12 protein-coding genes are annotated in these 15,051 nt (G+C 55.5%); 6 read left to right on the top strand and 6 right to left on the bottom strand.

Annotated features, from left to right (window positions below; translation table 11 throughout):
- Positions 1-89 precede the first annotated feature (89 nt).
- The 3 genes from HALA3H3_RS23605 to serB all read left to right on the top strand — a co-directional run bounded on the left by HALA3H3_RS23605 (position 90) and on the right by serB (position 5,334).
- Positions 90-2,057, top strand: a complete 1,968-nt coding sequence (locus tag HALA3H3_RS23605) for a methyl-accepting chemotaxis protein (protein WP_022524003.1) — start codon at positions 90-92, stop codon at positions 2,055-2,057.
- 74 nt (positions 2,058-2,131) lie between these two features.
- Positions 2,132-4,387: a DNA topoisomerase IV subunit A gene (gene parC / locus HALA3H3_RS23600; protein WP_238326107.1), complete on the top strand. Its 2,256-nt coding sequence runs from the start codon at positions 2,132-2,134 to the stop codon at positions 4,385-4,387.
- Between the two features lie 20 nt (positions 4,388-4,407).
- Positions 4,408-5,334, top strand: a complete 927-nt coding sequence (gene serB, locus HALA3H3_RS23595) for a phosphoserine phosphatase SerB (RefSeq protein WP_022524001.1) — start codon at positions 4,408-4,410, stop codon at positions 5,332-5,334.
- Positions 5,335-5,503: 169 nt separating this feature from the next.
- Here the strand turns inward: serB and HALA3H3_RS23590 are convergent, their stop codons facing one another.
- The 6 genes from HALA3H3_RS23590 to HALA3H3_RS23565 all read right to left on the bottom strand — a co-directional run bounded on the left by HALA3H3_RS23590 (position 5,504) and on the right by HALA3H3_RS23565 (position 11,395).
- Complete coding sequence (locus HALA3H3_RS23590) at positions 5,504-5,890, bottom strand: Na+/H+ antiporter subunit G (RefSeq protein ID WP_027959043.1); 387 nt, start codon at positions 5,888-5,890, stop codon at positions 5,504-5,506.
- Between the two features lie 67 nt (positions 5,891-5,957).
- Positions 5,958-6,227, bottom strand: a complete 270-nt coding sequence (locus HALA3H3_RS23585) for a K+/H+ antiporter subunit F (RefSeq protein WP_008958594.1) — start codon at positions 6,225-6,227, stop codon at positions 5,958-5,960.
- The gene (locus HALA3H3_RS23580) at positions 6,221-6,718 is read right to left on the bottom strand and encodes a Na+/H+ antiporter subunit E (protein WP_022523999.1); all 498 of its coding nucleotides are present in this window, start codon (positions 6,716-6,718) and stop codon (positions 6,221-6,223) included. The genes HALA3H3_RS23585 and HALA3H3_RS23580 overlap by 7 nt, the downstream gene beginning before the upstream one ends.
- Positions 6,715-8,226 carry a monovalent cation/H+ antiporter subunit D gene (locus HALA3H3_RS23575; RefSeq protein ID WP_022523998.1) on the bottom strand — a complete coding sequence of 504 codons (1,512 nt, stop codon included), beginning with the start codon at positions 8,224-8,226 and terminating at the stop codon, positions 6,715-6,717. Before HALA3H3_RS23575 ends, HALA3H3_RS23580 begins: the two co-directional genes overlap by 4 nt.
- Complete coding sequence (locus HALA3H3_RS23570; RefSeq protein WP_022523997.1) at positions 8,223-8,555, bottom strand: Na+/H+ antiporter subunit C; 333 nt, start codon at positions 8,553-8,555, stop codon at positions 8,223-8,225. The genes HALA3H3_RS23575 and HALA3H3_RS23570 overlap by 4 nt, the downstream gene beginning before the upstream one ends.
- Positions 8,555-11,395, bottom strand: a complete 2,841-nt coding sequence (locus HALA3H3_RS23565) for a monovalent cation/H+ antiporter subunit A (RefSeq protein ID WP_022523996.1) — start codon at positions 11,393-11,395, stop codon at positions 8,555-8,557. The genes HALA3H3_RS23570 and HALA3H3_RS23565 overlap by 1 nt, the downstream gene beginning before the upstream one ends.
- A gap of 175 nt (positions 11,396-11,570) precedes the next feature.
- Here HALA3H3_RS23565 and HALA3H3_RS23560 point away from each other — a divergent pair, with 175 nt between their 5' ends.
- The 3 genes from HALA3H3_RS23560 to HALA3H3_RS23550 all read left to right on the top strand — a co-directional run.
- Positions 11,571-12,461 (top strand): ion transporter, encoded by an 891-nt coding sequence (locus tag HALA3H3_RS23560; RefSeq protein WP_022523995.1) that lies wholly within the window; start codon positions 11,571-11,573, stop codon positions 12,459-12,461.
- Positions 12,462-12,477: 16 nt separating this feature from the next.
- Positions 12,478-14,184, top strand: coding sequence for a 2-isopropylmalate synthase (gene leuA, locus HALA3H3_RS23555; protein ID WP_022523994.1), 1,707 nt, complete (start codon positions 12,478-12,480; stop codon positions 14,182-14,184).
- Positions 14,185-14,218: 34 nt separating this feature from the next.
- Positions 14,219-15,051: hypothetical protein (locus HALA3H3_RS23550; RefSeq protein ID WP_238326106.1), on the top strand; the 833-nt coding region annotated here is incomplete at its 3' end.

Raw genomic sequence — 15,051 nt, 5'->3', positions numbered from 1 at the left:
GTAACGCGTACTTTAGCCGATAGTTGAATGTAGAGCTTACATACTAAAAAGACGTAATAAACGTACATTCATATATAAGGGGAAGGCTTTTGTTTAACACGATATCTCGACAGTTAACGCTGTCTGCAGTCGTACTTATGCTTCTGATGGCGGCCAGTATTTACGGCGTAATGGCGTGGCGAGGTCAGCCGCTGGTTATCGATGCGAGCCAGTCATTGATAGAGCGTACGGGGGGCTCGATTGTAAATGCGCTCAATGGTCAATTAGCCCGGGTCGAAGGCAATACATCGAGCTTGGCGGCTTTGGCCGAATCGCTGCCGCGTGAAGAAGCCATTTACCTTGAGGCCTTGCCAAATGTCGTTGATGACAACGGCAATGCTACGGTGGCGGGCGGCGGTATTTGGCCGGAGCCTGGCGCATTTTCCTCAGGTGTCGAGCGCTTTAGCTTTTTCTGGGCACGCAACGCCCAGGGCGAGCTGGAATTTTTGGATGACTATAACGCAAGCGATATTGCCGCCTATCATGATGAGGCATGGTACAGCAGTGCCCGTGATGCGACTCCTGGGCAGTGTGTGTGGTCTGCTGCTTATCGCGATCCAGCGACCGGCGTCGCGATGGTGACCTGTAGTGTGCCTTATTACCTTGATAATGACTTTGCCGGTGTGGCCACCATTGATATGCAGTTAAACGGTGTTGCTGAGTTTCTCGCCGAAAATGGTGGTGGAACGGGCGGCTATGCCTTTGTACTGGATAAAGATCACAACGTGATTGACCTACCGGGCGTTGAGCAGGCGTCGGATGAAATGCGCGGCCTGGGCGATTTAGTGGGGGATATGCCTTGGCTTCAGCCCGTTGTAGAGGCCGTTGAGGCTGGCCGTGATGAGGCCAATGTAGAAAGTGCGGGCGTATTGGACGAGCCTGCGGCAGTGCGTTTGTTTGATATGCCAGACACTGGCTGGACACTCGGCTTGGTAACGCCTAGCGAACAGGTAACAGCCTTGGCGCGCACCTTAACGCGTGATTTATTGATGTTTATTTTACCGCTGTTGGCGCTGCTGCTCGCGCTAGGCTGGTGGGGTGGGCGTATCTTGTTACGTCAGATTCGCAGCACTACTGGGCAGATTGATCAACTGGGCCAGGGCGGTTCTAGTCGTGAACTGACCATTTATCGCGATGATGAAATCGGCGAGCTACGCGGTGCTGTGAATCGCTACGCGGAGAAGTTGCAGCGCCTGTTTGGTGATGTGCGTGGCGTAGCGGATGCCATTGCCAGTGAATCGACGGAAATTGCCGCGGGCAATACCGAGCTTTCTAGCCGCACTGAGCAGCAAGCGGCTTCTCTGCAAGAGACTTCTTCTACGATGGAAGAGATGGCCGCTACGGTGAAGCGCAATGCTGACAACGCTCAAGAGGCGGATCAGCGAGTGAAAGAGTCAGCAGAAAAAGTGAAACAAGGTGGAGAGCAGGTATCACGGCTGGCGCAATCCATGGAGGCTATCAACGCAAGCTCTACTGAGGTCTCTTCGATAGTCGATGTGATTGAAAACATTGCCTTCCAAACCAATATTTTAGCGTTAAATGCCTCTGTAGAGGCGGCGCGAGCCGGTGAACATGGGCGTGGCTTTGCCGTAGTGGCCAGCGAAGTACGTGAGCTGGCGTCGCGTAGCGCTGCTTCTGCCAGAAACATTAATGGGCTGATTAAAACCACCTCAGAGCAGATTGCCACCGGTAGTGGCTATGCTCAAGCAGCTGAATCCGCCATGAAAGATATCGTGGTGGCGATTGAAGAGGTTACTGCACGTATTAGCGAAATCAGCCAGGCGTCTGGCGAGCAGACCAACGGTATTGATGAGATCAACCGGGCGGTCACGCAAATGGATACGGTGACGCAGCAAAATGCCGGGTTGGTTAGCGAAGCGGCGAGTGCTGCCAATGAGCTGTCATTACAGGCTCAGCGCTTAAAAGGGCTGTTAGACGAGTTTCACGGTAGTTCTCAAGAAGCGTCATCTACGGCAGCGCTATCCAATGCATCAAACGAAAGGTATCAATTAACATAGCGAGCCATGTTAAGTGGCCGCGTGTCCGCTTATCAGCCGCCCCAACAGGGGCGGTTTTGTTGTCAAGGTAGGATATGATCGACATGGATATTCAAGTAGCGGAAGGAGACGTCGAGCGTCTCTCCCTGCGCGACTACACCGAAAAAGCGTACCTCGACTACTCGATGTACGTCATTCTCGACCGCGCCTTGCCCAATATTGGCGACGGCATGAAACCCGTGCAGCGGCGGATAATTTACGCCATGCGTGAGCTGGCGCTGCACGCCAACGCCAAGTACAAAAAGTCGGCGCGTACCGTCGGTGACGTGCTGGGTAAATTCCACCCCCATGGGGATAGCGCCTGCTACGAAGCCATGGTGTTGATGGCGCAACCATTTAGCTACCGCTACCCGCTGGTAGACGGCCAAGGCAACTGGGGTAGCCCCGATGACCCCAAATCCTTCGCCGCCATGCGCTACACCGAAGCCAAGCTTTCCAAGTTCGCCGAAGTGCTGCTGGGCGAGCTAGGCCAAGGCACCGTCGATTGGGCGCCCAACTTTGACGGCACCATGCAAGAGCCGCTGGTACTGCCGGCCAAGTTACCCCATGTGCTGCTCAATGGTGGCACAGGGATTGCGGTTGGCATGGCCACCGATATTCCTCCCCATAATGTCTCGGAAGTGGTCGAAGCCACCTGTCATCTGTTGCGCAACCCCAAGGCGACCACCGCTGATTTAATGGAATTCGTGCCCGCGCCCGATTTCCCCACCGATGCAGAAATTATTACCCCGCCCGCGGATCTTCGGAAGCTCTACGAATCCGGGCGTGGCTCGGTCAAGCTGCGTGCCCGCTACATCCGCGAAGAAGCCAATATTGTTATCACCGCCGTACCTTATCAGGTCAGCGGTGCCAAAGTATTGGAGCAGATTGCCGCGCAAATGCAGGCCAAAAAGCTGCCCATGGTGGCTGACCTGCGCGATGAGTCGACCCACGAAGAGCCGACTCGCCTGGTCATCGAACCACGCTCCAACCGCATTGACGTAGAGTCGTTGATGGCGCACCTATTCGCCACCACCGACCTGGAAAAGAACGTGCGGGTGAACATGAACGTGATCGGCCTGGACGGCCGCCCACGGGTGATGCCGCTGCCCGAAATGCTGGGTGAGTGGCTGCAGTTCCGGCGCAGCACGGTGCGTCGTCGTTTAGAGCACCGCTTAGGCAAAGTCGAAGACCGGCTGCATATCCTGGAAGGCTTGCTAATTGCCTACCTTGATCTGGACGAAGTGATCCGCATTATTCGCGAGGAGGACGACCCTAAAGCCTCGCTGATAGCAACGTTTAGTCTCTCTGAGCGCCAAGCCGAAGCCATTTTAGAGTTACGCCTGCGTCACCTTGCCAAGCTCGAAGAAATGAAAATTCGCGGCGAGCAGGATGAGCTGGAAAAAGAGCGCAAATATCTAGAGGGGCTGCTGGGCAGCGAAGCCAAGCTCACTACGCTGATTGAAAAAGAGATCCGCGCAGCAGGTAAAGAGCATGGCGATGAGCGTCGCTCACCGCTGGTCGAGCGCGAAGAGTCCAAGGCGCTGTCTGAAGTGGAGCTGCTGGGCGCTGACCCGATTACCGTGGTGCTCTCCGATAAAGGCTGGATTCGTGCGGCCAAGGGGCACGATATCGACCCCGAGGGGCTCTCCTATAAAGCCGGGGATAGCTTCCAACTGGCGGCGAAAGGTAAAACCAATCAGCCGCTGGTGCTGCTGGACGACACCGGGCGTGCCTATACGCTGTCTGCTCACAATCTTCCCAGTGCGCGGGGGCAGGGGGAGCCGGTCACCGGTCGCGCGAACGTTGCCGCTGGGGCGAAAATGGCGGGACTGATGTTCGCACCGCCGGAGCGGCGCTTCGTGCTCGCCACTGACGGCGGTTATGGCTTTGTGGCACGGCTCGATACGCTCACCGGTAAAAACAAAGCCGGTAAAGCGGTGCTCAGCCTGCCCAAAGGCTGCAATGTGATGGCGCCGGTCGAAGTGCCAGAGGGCGATGAGCTGTGGGTTGCCTCGGTTTCAAACGAAGGTCGGCTGTTGCTGTTTCCCTTGGATCAACTACCAGAAATGTCCAAAGGCAAAGGCAATAAGATGCTCGATATCCCTGGCCCACGCTCCGCCCGCCGGGAGGAGTTTGTTACCGGCATTGTGGTGCTCGCTGCCAGTGAGGCGTTAATGATTCATGCTGGTAAGCGCAAGCTAACCCTAAAAGCCGACGATTTAGCTTATTATCGTGGCGAGCGTGGCCGCCGCGGTAGCAAGTTGCCCCGTGGCTTCCAGAAAGTCGACCGTTTAGAGGCAGGAGAGTAAATAATGGCAGGAGCTAAGTGATGGCAGGCGGTGACTTGATCCTAACCGTTTTAGCGGCACGTTTAACCGCAGATATTCAATCCCAGGTAGATGCACTGATCGTGCAGTTTGGCCTACAAGAAAAGAGCACCCAGCGCCTTGCCGACGCCTCGTTACAGCAGAATAAGTGCATCGACTGTATTGAGTACCGTCTGGTAGGTGAGGTGGATATTGAAGCTGTCCGCAATGCGGCATTGGTACTGAGCGAAACCCTGAGTGTCGATATTGTTGTCCAAGCGAATACTCGCGATCACGTTCAGCCCCGTTTGGTGTGTTTCGATATGGACTCCACGTTGATCAAAGCTGAAGTGATTGACGAACTGGCCCGCCGCCATGGTGTGGGTGATGAAGTCGCAGAAGTCACCGAGCGTGCCATGCGCGGCGAGTTGGATTTCAAAGCGAGCTTTCGTGAGCGGATGAGTAAACTTGAAGGTTTGGATGAGTCCGTGTTGGCGGAGATCGCTGAGGAATTGCCGCTAATGGAAGGCGTAGAGCGCTTAATGGTTAACCTGAAGCACTTAGGTTTTCGCACCGCCATCCTCTCCGGCGGCTTCACCTACTTTGCTCGCCACTTACAGGAGAAGCTGGGCTTTGACGAGATCCATGCCAATGAACTGATCATCGAAAATGGCAAGGTAACCGGCGAAGTAAGTGAACCGATCGTCGATGCCGAGCGCAAAGCCGAACTATTAGAGTCCATTGCTCAGCGTGAAGGTTTTACCCTGGGTCAAACGATTGCGGTAGGGGATGGCGCCAATGATCTGAAAATGCTTGCCAAAGCGGGCATGGGGATTGCGTTTCGGGCCAAGCCCCTGGTGCGTGCCCAGGCGCGCCAGGCGATTTCAACCTCGGGCCTTGATGGCTTGCTCTATCTACTGGGCTATCACCAGCAGGATTTAACCCCGTAAATTCTGCTTTGGCACAGTCGCGCAAAGTGTCATTGCGAGGAGCCTGCGACGCGGCAATCTCAACCTGCGCAGGCGTAGTTCAACCCAAGATTGCCGCGCTTCGCTCGCAATGACAGATTCAGGATTGCCGCGCTTCGCTCGCAATGACAAAAGCGAGGTTGCTTAGCTTTCAGCCATGGCCTTTATCCGGGTGGGGTACCGGTTTATCGCCGACTTCTTCTGGACGCAGCTCTACCGGTTTACCCTGGGTTTTATCAGCGTGCTTTAAACGCAGGTGCAAGCCGGACTTGGCCAGCAAGTGGGCGCTAACGGGGGCGGTAATGAACAGGAAGAGCGTAATCAACATTTCCTGAATATCGGGTTTGCCATCCACGCTCCAGAAATACATCATCGAAGCGATCAGCATACAGCCGATACCCAGAGTGGTGGCCTTGGTCGGGCCATGCAGGCGCATATAAAAGTCACGCAAGTGGGCCATCCCTAGCGAACCAATAAACACAAAGATGCCGCCAGCAACCAGCAGCAGCGAAATAACCGCCTCTATTACTCCTGACATAACGCCCCCTGGCATGAGCCTTTCTGGCATAGCGGCTGCCTCTTTATGGAGGCGACGATCACGGTACTCATTCGATAATATCTCCGCGCAGAATATATTTGCACACCGCAACGGTACTGATGAAACCTAACATCGCGATTAGCAGCGCCGACTCGAAATAGGTTTTGCTGTTCAGCCATAGTCCCAGCAGCACGATCAGTGCAATCGAGTTGACGTACATAGTGTCCAGGGCGAGTACCCGGTCGGGCAGGCTGGGGCCGATGGTAAGCCGGTAGAGATTCATCAACAGTGCCATCACCACCAGGGCTAAGGTGATATAAAGCGCAATGCTCAGCATTCGTAAATCTCCTTGAGCGGACGTTCGTAGCGCTCACGAATCTGGTTAATCAGCGCCTCCTCATTGTCTACATCTAAGGCGTGAATCAGCAGTGACTTGCCATCCAGGCGCAGATTGGCGGAGACAGTACCGGGAGTCAGGCTAATGGTGCTAGCCAGCAGCGTGATAGTAAATCGATCCTCTAGCATTAATGGATATTCAATAAAATGAGGTTTCATCCTTCGCCAGGGGTTGGCAATCAAATACGCGACTTCGAAATTGGCCACTACGATATCGCCTAGTACTCGAAGTACAAAGCGCAGTAAGGCGAGAGGCTTAGAGATCCGGGGGCGTGCATCCCAAAAGCGGTGGGTCAGCAGAGGGATCAAAATGGCTAACGAGCCACCGAGTACGAATTGACCAAAGGCGTAGCTGCGTACCAGCAGCAGCCAAACGACTAGCAGTAGTAGCGATAAAACAGGCGTGGGTAGCCAGGGGCGCGGAGCAATCATTGGGCATCTCCAGCATCAGGTAGTAGCGTGCGAATCAGCACCTGGGGGTTGGCTAATTGCTCAGCCGTGGCTTGAGTGTAGCTGCTCACTGGCCCGGCCAGGGCGACTAACAGAGGGGCTGCACTCAGCAGCCAAATAACCCCAAACCACTGGCAATGGGAAAGCGGCGTACCGCTGATCGTGCCCCGGTGGCTACGCCAAAACAGCGTAGAGCCAGCCCGGGAGAGGGCTATCAGCGAGGCTAAACTGGTTAGCAGCAGCAGCGGCCATAGCCATAGTCGCTGGGTGCCTTCGGCAGCATTGAGCATCAATGCTTTGCCGAAAGCGCCGGAGAACGGCGGGATGCCTGCGACGGCGATAGCGCCGACAAAAAACAACATGGCGAGTGCTGCGCCCTGCACCATAGGGCGGCCCTTGACTATGCGAGTACCCGCTTTGCCACGCTGGAGGCCAATCATTTCCGCTAGCAGGAACAGACCCCCGGTGATCAACGTAGTGTGGATCAAATAGTAGAGTAGTGCAGAGACCGCCTGTGGCGAGCGCATGCCGATACCCGCCAGCAGCGTGCCCACTGACACCAGCACTAAATAAGCAACCAGCAGTCGTAAGTCCCTTGCGGCCATTACCCCAACGCCTGCGGCAGCCAGGGTAGCGAGCGATAGCCACCACACCCAGGGCTGTTCCAGCGCCTCCAAACCGCCAGCGCTATCGCCAAAAATGAGCGAGTAGACGCGCAGAATGGCGTAAATACCCACTTTGGTCATGATGGCAAACAGCGCCGCCACTGGCGCGGGGGCCGAGGCGTAAGCTTTGGGTAGCCAGAAGTAGAGCGGCAGAATGGCGGCTTTTAACCCAAACACGACCAGCAGCATCAGTGCCCCAGCGCTCACTAAGCCGTCACGCTCTTCGGGTAGTTCGGCTACCCGGATCGCCATATCGGCCGTATTGAGCGTGCCTGTTGCGCCATACAGAATCCCCACTGCAATCAGAAACAGCGAAGATCCCGCTAGGTTGAGCACCACGTAGTGGACGCTGGCTTGAATGCGCGCTTTACCGCCGCCGTGAAGCAGCAGGGCGTAGGACGCCAGCAGCAGAACTTCAAAAAAGACAAACAGGTTAAACAAATCACCGGTTAAAAAAGCACCGTTAATGCCCAGCAGTTGCCACTGAAAAAGGCCGTGGAAGTTGCTGCCTTTTTCATCGTCACCAGCGCAGGCAAACACCACTGCGCCAACGGCCAATACGGCAGTCAGCAGTAGCATTAACGCCGATAGGCGATCGAGTACCAATACGATGCCGAACGGGGCTTGCCAGTCACCCAGCGCGTAGTAGGTGATCTCCCCACTGGCGGCTTGGCGTAATAGGCCTATCGCAACCAGCAGCAGTAGCACCGTGGCCACAACACTCACCGTGCGCTTGTAACGCACTAATCCTTGGCGCTGATAGAGCAGCAATATGCCCGCGACTAGCGGCAGAACGACAGGGAAAACAATTAGATGCTGCATCATTCTCGGTCTTCCTTTTTACCGTCGACGTGGTCGTTCCCCACTTCACTCCGCGCCCGCATGGCCAGGATCACCACAAACGCCGTCATCGCAAAGCCAATCACTATGGCCGTGAGCACTAGTGCCTGGGGCAACGGGTCGGCGAAACCTGCACCCTCAGAGACAATGGCAGCGCCATCAGTGGTTAATCCCCCCATCGAAAACAGGAACAAATTCACTGCGTAAGAGAGCAGCGTAAGGCCCACCACGACCGGGAAAGTACGGCCGCGTAACGTTAGATAGAGGCCAGAAGCAGTCAATACACCGGTGGTCATCGCATAAAGCAGTTCCATTAACGAGGCTCCTTGGCAGAGGTGGCGGCGGTGCTGGCATCAGCATCCTGTTCGCTTGCTTCGGTCACCGGGCGGTGAGCGGTGGTGACCTTACCAAGGTTGGCAAGAATCATCAGCGTAGCGCCCACCACGGCTAAGTAGACACCCAGATCAAAGAGCAGCGCAGTGGCCAGTTCAAAGGTACCGATGAGTGGTAGGCTGAAATAGCCAAATGCGGATGTTAAGAACGGGTGACCAAATAGCCAGCTACCCAGCCCGGTTAGAGTGGCTATCGCCACCCCAATGACGGCTACCGGTTGGAAAGGGAAGTCCAAACGTTCTTGCGCCCACGCCACACCCCGGGCCATGTACAGCAGGATCAAGGCTACCGCAGTAATCAACCCCGCGATAAAGCCACCCCCTGGCTGGTTATGGCCGCGCAGGAAGATAAATGCAGATACCAACAGTGCCAGTGGCAGCAGCGTCATTGAAATTGACGTGAGTACCGCAGGGTAGCGGTCAGGTGACCATACCCGGCCTTCGCCGTCACTGTGCGGCATAAACAGGCGTAAGCGGTTCAGCAGCTTAAAGATCGCCAGGCCTGCGATGGCGAGTACGGTGATTTCACCCAAGGTGTCGAATCCCCGGAAGTCGACCAGAATCACGTTGACCACATTGTAGCCGCCACCACCGGGCTTGCTGTTTTCCACAAAGAAACTGGAAATCGACAGCGTCTCGCGGGTCATGACCGCGTAGTTAAGGCTGGCAATCACCAAGCCTAGCGTGCCTGCCAGCAACATATCGCGAACATTGCGCAGTGGGCTGGATTCGCGCGGGGTCTTTTGGGGCAAGAAAAATAGCGCCAGCATCAACAGGATCATGGTCACCACTTCCACCGAAAGCTGTGTCAGCGCTAAATCGGGTGCTGAGAAACGAGCAAAGGTGAGCGCCACAAAGAGCCCGACGACCGATAGCATCAGCAGAGAGATCAGCCGGTAGCGGTGAGTGGCAGCGGTGGCCACGCCGCCAAACATCAGCATCCCCGCCCCGAGTATGAGGATACCATCCAGCTCTTGATTGCCAGCAGCACCCGTTAAGTCAGTGATCTGAACCAGGCCGATCCCACCCATGACTAATGCGCCTAGCCAGAGCCAGCCCACATAACGCTGTAGCGAATTGCCTTCAAGCTTGGCAATAAGCTGCTCGGCGCGATAGCCCATGGAGACAAGCATGCGCTCAAACACCCGCCGGGCATCGACCCCGGCAAACTGCTGGGTAAATCGACGCACCTCGCCATAGCGCCAATAGAGTGCAATACCCACCACGAAGGCGAGCAAACTCATGATGAGCGGTAGATTCACGCCGTGCCAAATAGCCAGGTGGAAATCCAGTGGGCTACCAATCACCGCTTGGCTGGCGAGCTCTAATAATCCCGTTGCCATAAAAGCCGGGAACAGGCCCACTACCACGCACAGGGCTACCAATATTTCTACCGGCAAACGCATAAGGTGCGGCGGCTCGTGGGGCGATTTCGATGGTGCTTCACGGGCCGGTTTGAAGAAAACGGCGTGCACCAAACGCAGCGAGTAAGCCACAGAGAGGATACCGCCCAGTGTTGCCAGCGCGGGCAATAGCCAACTAAGGCCGCCTAACACGGGCGTCGCTAGCGCTTCGGTGAAGAACATCTCTTTGGATAAGAAACCATTAAATAGCGGTACGCCCGCCATTGAGGCAGCCGCTAGCGTGGTCAAGAGTGCCGTCACTGGCATGGCTTTTTTCAGCCCGCCCAACTGTTTCAGCTCCCGGGTGCCGGTCTCGTGATCGATAATACCGGCACTCATAAACAGTGCGGCTTTAAAGGTGGCGTGATTCAGAATGTGAAACAGGGCAGCTAAAATCGCCATGGGGCTGCCGATACCCAACAGCACGGTAATCAAGCCTAAATGGCTAACAGTGGAGAACGCCAGAATACCCTTTAGGTCGGTCTTCATCAGTGCAAACCAAGCGCCATATAGCATGGTGATGATACCGACCAGGGAGACCACCACGCTCCACAGCTCGCTACCCGCGATGGCGGGGTGCAGTCGTGCCATCAGGAAAATGCCCGCTTTAACCATGGTGGCCGAGTGCAGATAGGCTGATACTGGCGTGGGTGCCGCCATGGCGTGGGGCAACCAAAAATGGAACGGGAACTGCGCTGATTTGGTAAACGCCCCCAGTAGTACCAAACCCAGCATAAGCGGGTAGCGGGAATCCGCCAGAATCACTTCGCTGCTAGCCAGTACATCGCCCATATTGAAGCTGCCCGCCATATCGCCCAACAGCAGTAAGCCCGCCAATAGCGCAAGGCCGCCTGCGCCGGTAACAGTGAGCGCCATGCGTGCGCCTTTACGGGCATCCGATTGGTGTGACCAGTAACCGATCAGCAAAAACGAAGAGAGGCTGGTTAACTCCCAGAATAGCCATAGCAGAATCAGGTTGTCCGACATTGAAATACCTACCATTGACGCCATAAAAAGCATCAGGAAGGCGTAGAATCGGCCATAGGGTTCGTCTTTGGCTAAATAGTAGTGAGCATAAAGAATAATCAGCAGACCGATGCCGAGTATCAATAGGTTGAACAGCAGCGATAGCCCATCCAGGCGGAACGCCAGGTTCAGTGCCAGTTCCGGCATCCAGGTGACCGAAAAACGTAGCTGCTCGCCATCTAAAAGAGCTGGCACGTTGAGTAGCGTCATTACTAGGGCGGTAGCGGGCAGTACCGCCGTTGCAAGGGAACAGAAACCGCGCCCGCGCCGTGCGGTGAGTGCCGGCACCAGTACGCCTAGCAGAGGCAATAAGGCTATCCAAAGCAGTGTCATGGGGATCATCCAGCGGCTAAAGTAAAAAAAGTCAAAAGAGTACCAACAGGGCGTCTAAAGAGGCGTTCTGGTGGCGTAGGATACATCAAGTGAAACAACAGGATATCACTTGTGTAGCAGGTGTGTAATTTTAGTATAAAGTGTGCGGATTAACCGTTGAGAGATTTTTTGTTACATGAGTGAGTCCTTTACTACCTGGCAGGCCCGTTTTGAAAAGCTACGGTCAAACAAGTTTTTTGAAGCGATGGTGATCGCCATTATCGTCATTTCTGCCCTGGTGATAGGGGCAAAAACCTACGACGAAACCACTCAGGTTGAGCAGTGGCTGCTCTATCTCGATATCGCGGTAACGATATTTTTCCTGATTGAGATTTTAATCAGAATGGCCGCGGAGCGCAGCCTGCTCGACTTCTTCAAAAAGGGCTGGAACGTTTTTGACTTCCTGATTGTGACTGCCAGTCTCATCCCCATGGATGACTCGGAAATGGTGCTACTGGCCAGGCTGTTGCGCATTTTCCGGGTACTGCGCCTGGTGTCGATGATTCCTGAACTTCAGATGCTACTTAGCGCCCTGGTGAAGTCGGTGCCACGGATGGGCTATGTGGTACTGCTGATGTTTATCATCTTCTATATATACGCTGCCATTGGGAGCTTTCTGTTTCACAATGTAGACGAGGGGCTGTGGGGCAATATTTCCCTGGCCATGCTAACTCTATTTCAGGTGGCGACCTTTGAGAGCTGGGCCACCGCTGTGCTGTATCCGGCCATGGAGGTCTACCCCTACGCTTGGATATATTTTCTCACCTTTATCTTTTTGAACGCCTTTATCTTTCTCAATATGATGATTGGTATTGTGCTGGACGTGATGCAGAAAGAGAGCGCGCAAATGGCGCTGGACAACGGCGAAGGTGAAGAAGCCGAGCTGCAGTCGCTGCGCAATGATGTTCGCGGGCTGAAAGCGCAGCTTGACCGTATGGAGTCAGCGCTCTCTCAAGCATACTCGACAGCCCCAACACACCAGAATGACGCGGGCGGTAAGCACAGCGATAAGCCCACAACTGACTGATTTTAGGAGAGCCGCCATGATGTTGACTGATCCTGCCAAAAAGTATCGCCCCTTTGTGGCCGTTGATCTGCCCGACCGCCAGTGGCCGAGCAAGCGTATTGAAACAGCGCCTGTCTGGTGTAGCGTTGACCTGCGCGACGGTAACCAGTCGCTGATCGACCCTATGGATCAGGAGCGCAAACAGCGCTTATTCGACATGCTGCTAAGTGTCGGTTTTAAACAGATAGAAGTGGGCTTTCCGTCAGCCTCCCAAACCGACTTCGATTTCGTTCGTTCGCTGATTGAGCAGGATAAAATTCCTGAGGATGTGACCATTCAAGTGCTAACCCAGGCACGTCCGCACTTAATTGAACGCACCATTGAAGCGCTACAAGGCGCCAAAAACGCTATCGTCCACGTCTATAACGCTACCGATCCCATGTTTCGCCGGGTAGTGTTCAATGTCGATAAAGCTGAATGCGTGCAAATCGCCGTCGAAGCAACCCAGCAGATTCGCGCGCAGATGGACGCCGCACCAGAAACCAACTGGACGTTCCAGTACTCGCCGGAACTCTTCACTACCACCGAGATGGACTTTGCCGTTGAGATCGTCGAAGCGGTCATGGACGCTTACGGCACCCGCGCCGATAAGCCCATGATCGTGAACCTGCCTGCCACGGTAGAAGTCGCCACGCCCAACAACTACGCCGACCAGATCGAGTGGTTCTGTCGCCACGTCAAAAACCGCGACCACTTGATTGTCAGCGTTCACCCCCATAACGACCGCGGTACCGGCGTAGCGGCGGCAGAGCTGACGTTGATGGCCGGGGCTGATCGCGTTGAGGGCACGCTGTTTGGGAACGGCGAGCGCACCGGCAACGTTGATATCGTCACTCTGGCGATGAATATGTATACCCAGGGCGTTAACCCCCAGCTCGATTTTTCCAATATCACGCCCATCATGCGCGAAGTGGAGTACTGCAACCAACTGCCGGTGCATCCACGCCACCCCTACGTGGGCGATTTGGTGTTTACCGCCTTCTCCGGCTCTCACCAGGATGCGATCAAAAAAGGCATGGCGGATCGTCGCGCCAACCCTGATGCCGTTTGGGATGTGCCTTATTTGCCTATCGATCCGCTGGACGTGGGCCGTAGCTACGAAGCGGTGATTCGGGTTAACAGCCAATCGGGTAAAGGCGGTGTTTCCTACCTGCTTGAGCAGGAACACGGTATTGAGCTACCGCGCCGGCTTTCCATCGAGTTTAGTCAGGTCGTTCAGGAAGTGGCAGAGCGCACCGGGCGTGAGATCACCTCGCAGATGATCTATCAGGCGTTCTCGGATGAGTATTTAGAGCAGCGAGTGCCCTTTGCATTAGTTAACCACCGTTTGTCGTCTGAACCCGACAGCCCCAAAGTCACGCTGGACGCCGTGATTGAGGAGAGCGGCACACGGCAAACGTTAAAGGGCGAGGGCAACGGCCCGTTAGCGGCCTTTGTTAAAGCACTGGCAGCCGCAGGGCACGATGTAGAGATTATTGACTACCACGAGCACTCCCGTGGCCAGGGCGCCGACGCTGAAGCGATCGCCTATGTGGAAGTGCGTATCGACGGCAAAGCGGTATTCGGTGTAGGTAACGATGAAAGCATTACCAGCGCGTCGATGAAGGGGGTATTGAGTGCGATCAATCGCCACTATTCGACCCAGCCTGCGGCGGCCAACGTAACGGCAGAGACGTTGGGGTAATACTGCAGTTACCAGTTGAGCGAGGTGAATTGCAATGCGGCCCTGGCAGATAATGGTAGTAACCGCGATAGTGATCGCCGGGCTAGCATCAACATTGGCCTCTCATGAGCCGTTTGAGTCCAAACTGGTAAGATTGGAAGCTCAGCGGGCATTGCCCTCGCTAGAGGCGGCGCTTCAGCAGGAAACAGCGGAGCTCAATGCGCTGTTTCTCAGTTATGCTGACGATCAGGCGCTGTGGATGAGCGCCTCTTTGGCGATTTTGCGCCACGGTGATATGGCCCGCGATGTATTAGTGGAGTACGGCTTACTGCCCAATTTTCAGCGAGTACTGGTGCGCTATGGGGCTGATGCCGTACTTCCCATTAGCTACTTTCGCAGCCACGATGTGACCACGCTAAAGGCGCAGTACTGGGTCGGTGAGCGTTATCAGCAATTCAGCCGCTGGTGGAGCGATGAGGAGGGAGAAGCGGATTCAGCGTTCACCCCTTACCGCCGCGGGCAGATGGGTATTGCGCTGCTGGATGCCAATGGCCACGCGCTGCTCAACCAGTTTGTGGTTAGTGAACAAAGCGACGTGGAGTGGCTACAGGGTGAGCGTCTGGTTGCGGGCCTAGGCGATTTCTTCACCAGCGGGCTACGCGATTTGGAAAGCCAGTGGCGGCGGGGTGACGACATTGGCGCCGCCGATCTAGGCTGGGCCGGTGTCGATCTACTCGTGATGGCCAGCACCGTGAAGGTGCTGCGGGCAGGCAAGGCCGCTCGTGCTGCCCGGGTGGGCAGTGTGGAAGCCCAGGGGACTCGTGCTGGTTTGCGCCAAGGCGCGTTAATGAGTGGTGGCGGGCGTTTTGCGGCGTTGCCACGTATGGC

Source organism: Halomonas sp. A3H3 (genome assembly GCF_000982975.1).
GTDB lineage: Bacteria > Pseudomonadota > Gammaproteobacteria > Pseudomonadales > Halomonadaceae > Vreelandella > Vreelandella titanicae.
This window is presented reverse-complemented; position numbering and strand designations above follow the sequence as displayed.

Coding starts and splice junctions, on each gene's coding strand:
- parC (WP_238326107.1), top strand. CDS start 2,132: ATGATCGACATGGATATTCAAGTAGCGGAAGGAGACGTCGAGCGTCTC.
- serB (WP_022524001.1), top strand. CDS start 4,408: ATGGCAGGCGGTGACTTGATCCTAACCGTTTTAGCGGCACGTTTAACC.
- HALA3H3_RS23590 (WP_027959043.1), bottom strand. CDS start 5,890: ATGTCAGGAGTAATAGAGGCGGTTATTTCGCTGCTGCTGGTTGCTGGC.
- HALA3H3_RS23585 (WP_008958594.1), bottom strand. CDS start 6,227: ATGCTGAGCATTGCGCTTTATATCACCTTAGCCCTGGTGGTGATGGCA.
- HALA3H3_RS23580 (WP_022523999.1), bottom strand. CDS start 6,718: ATGATTGCTCCGCGCCCCTGGCTACCCACGCCTGTTTTATCGCTACTA.
- HALA3H3_RS23575 (WP_022523998.1), bottom strand. CDS start 8,226: ATGATGCAGCATCTAATTGTTTTCCCTGTCGTTCTGCCGCTAGTCGCG.
- HALA3H3_RS23570 (WP_022523997.1), bottom strand. CDS start 8,555: ATGGAACTGCTTTATGCGATGACCACCGGTGTATTGACTGCTTCTGGC.
- HALA3H3_RS23565 (WP_022523996.1), bottom strand. CDS start 11,395: ATGACACTGCTTTGGATAGCCTTATTGCCTCTGCTAGGCGTACTGGTG.
- HALA3H3_RS23560 (WP_022523995.1), top strand. CDS start 11,571: ATGAGTGAGTCCTTTACTACCTGGCAGGCCCGTTTTGAAAAGCTACGG.
- leuA (WP_022523994.1), top strand. CDS start 12,478: ATGATGTTGACTGATCCTGCCAAAAAGTATCGCCCCTTTGTGGCCGTT.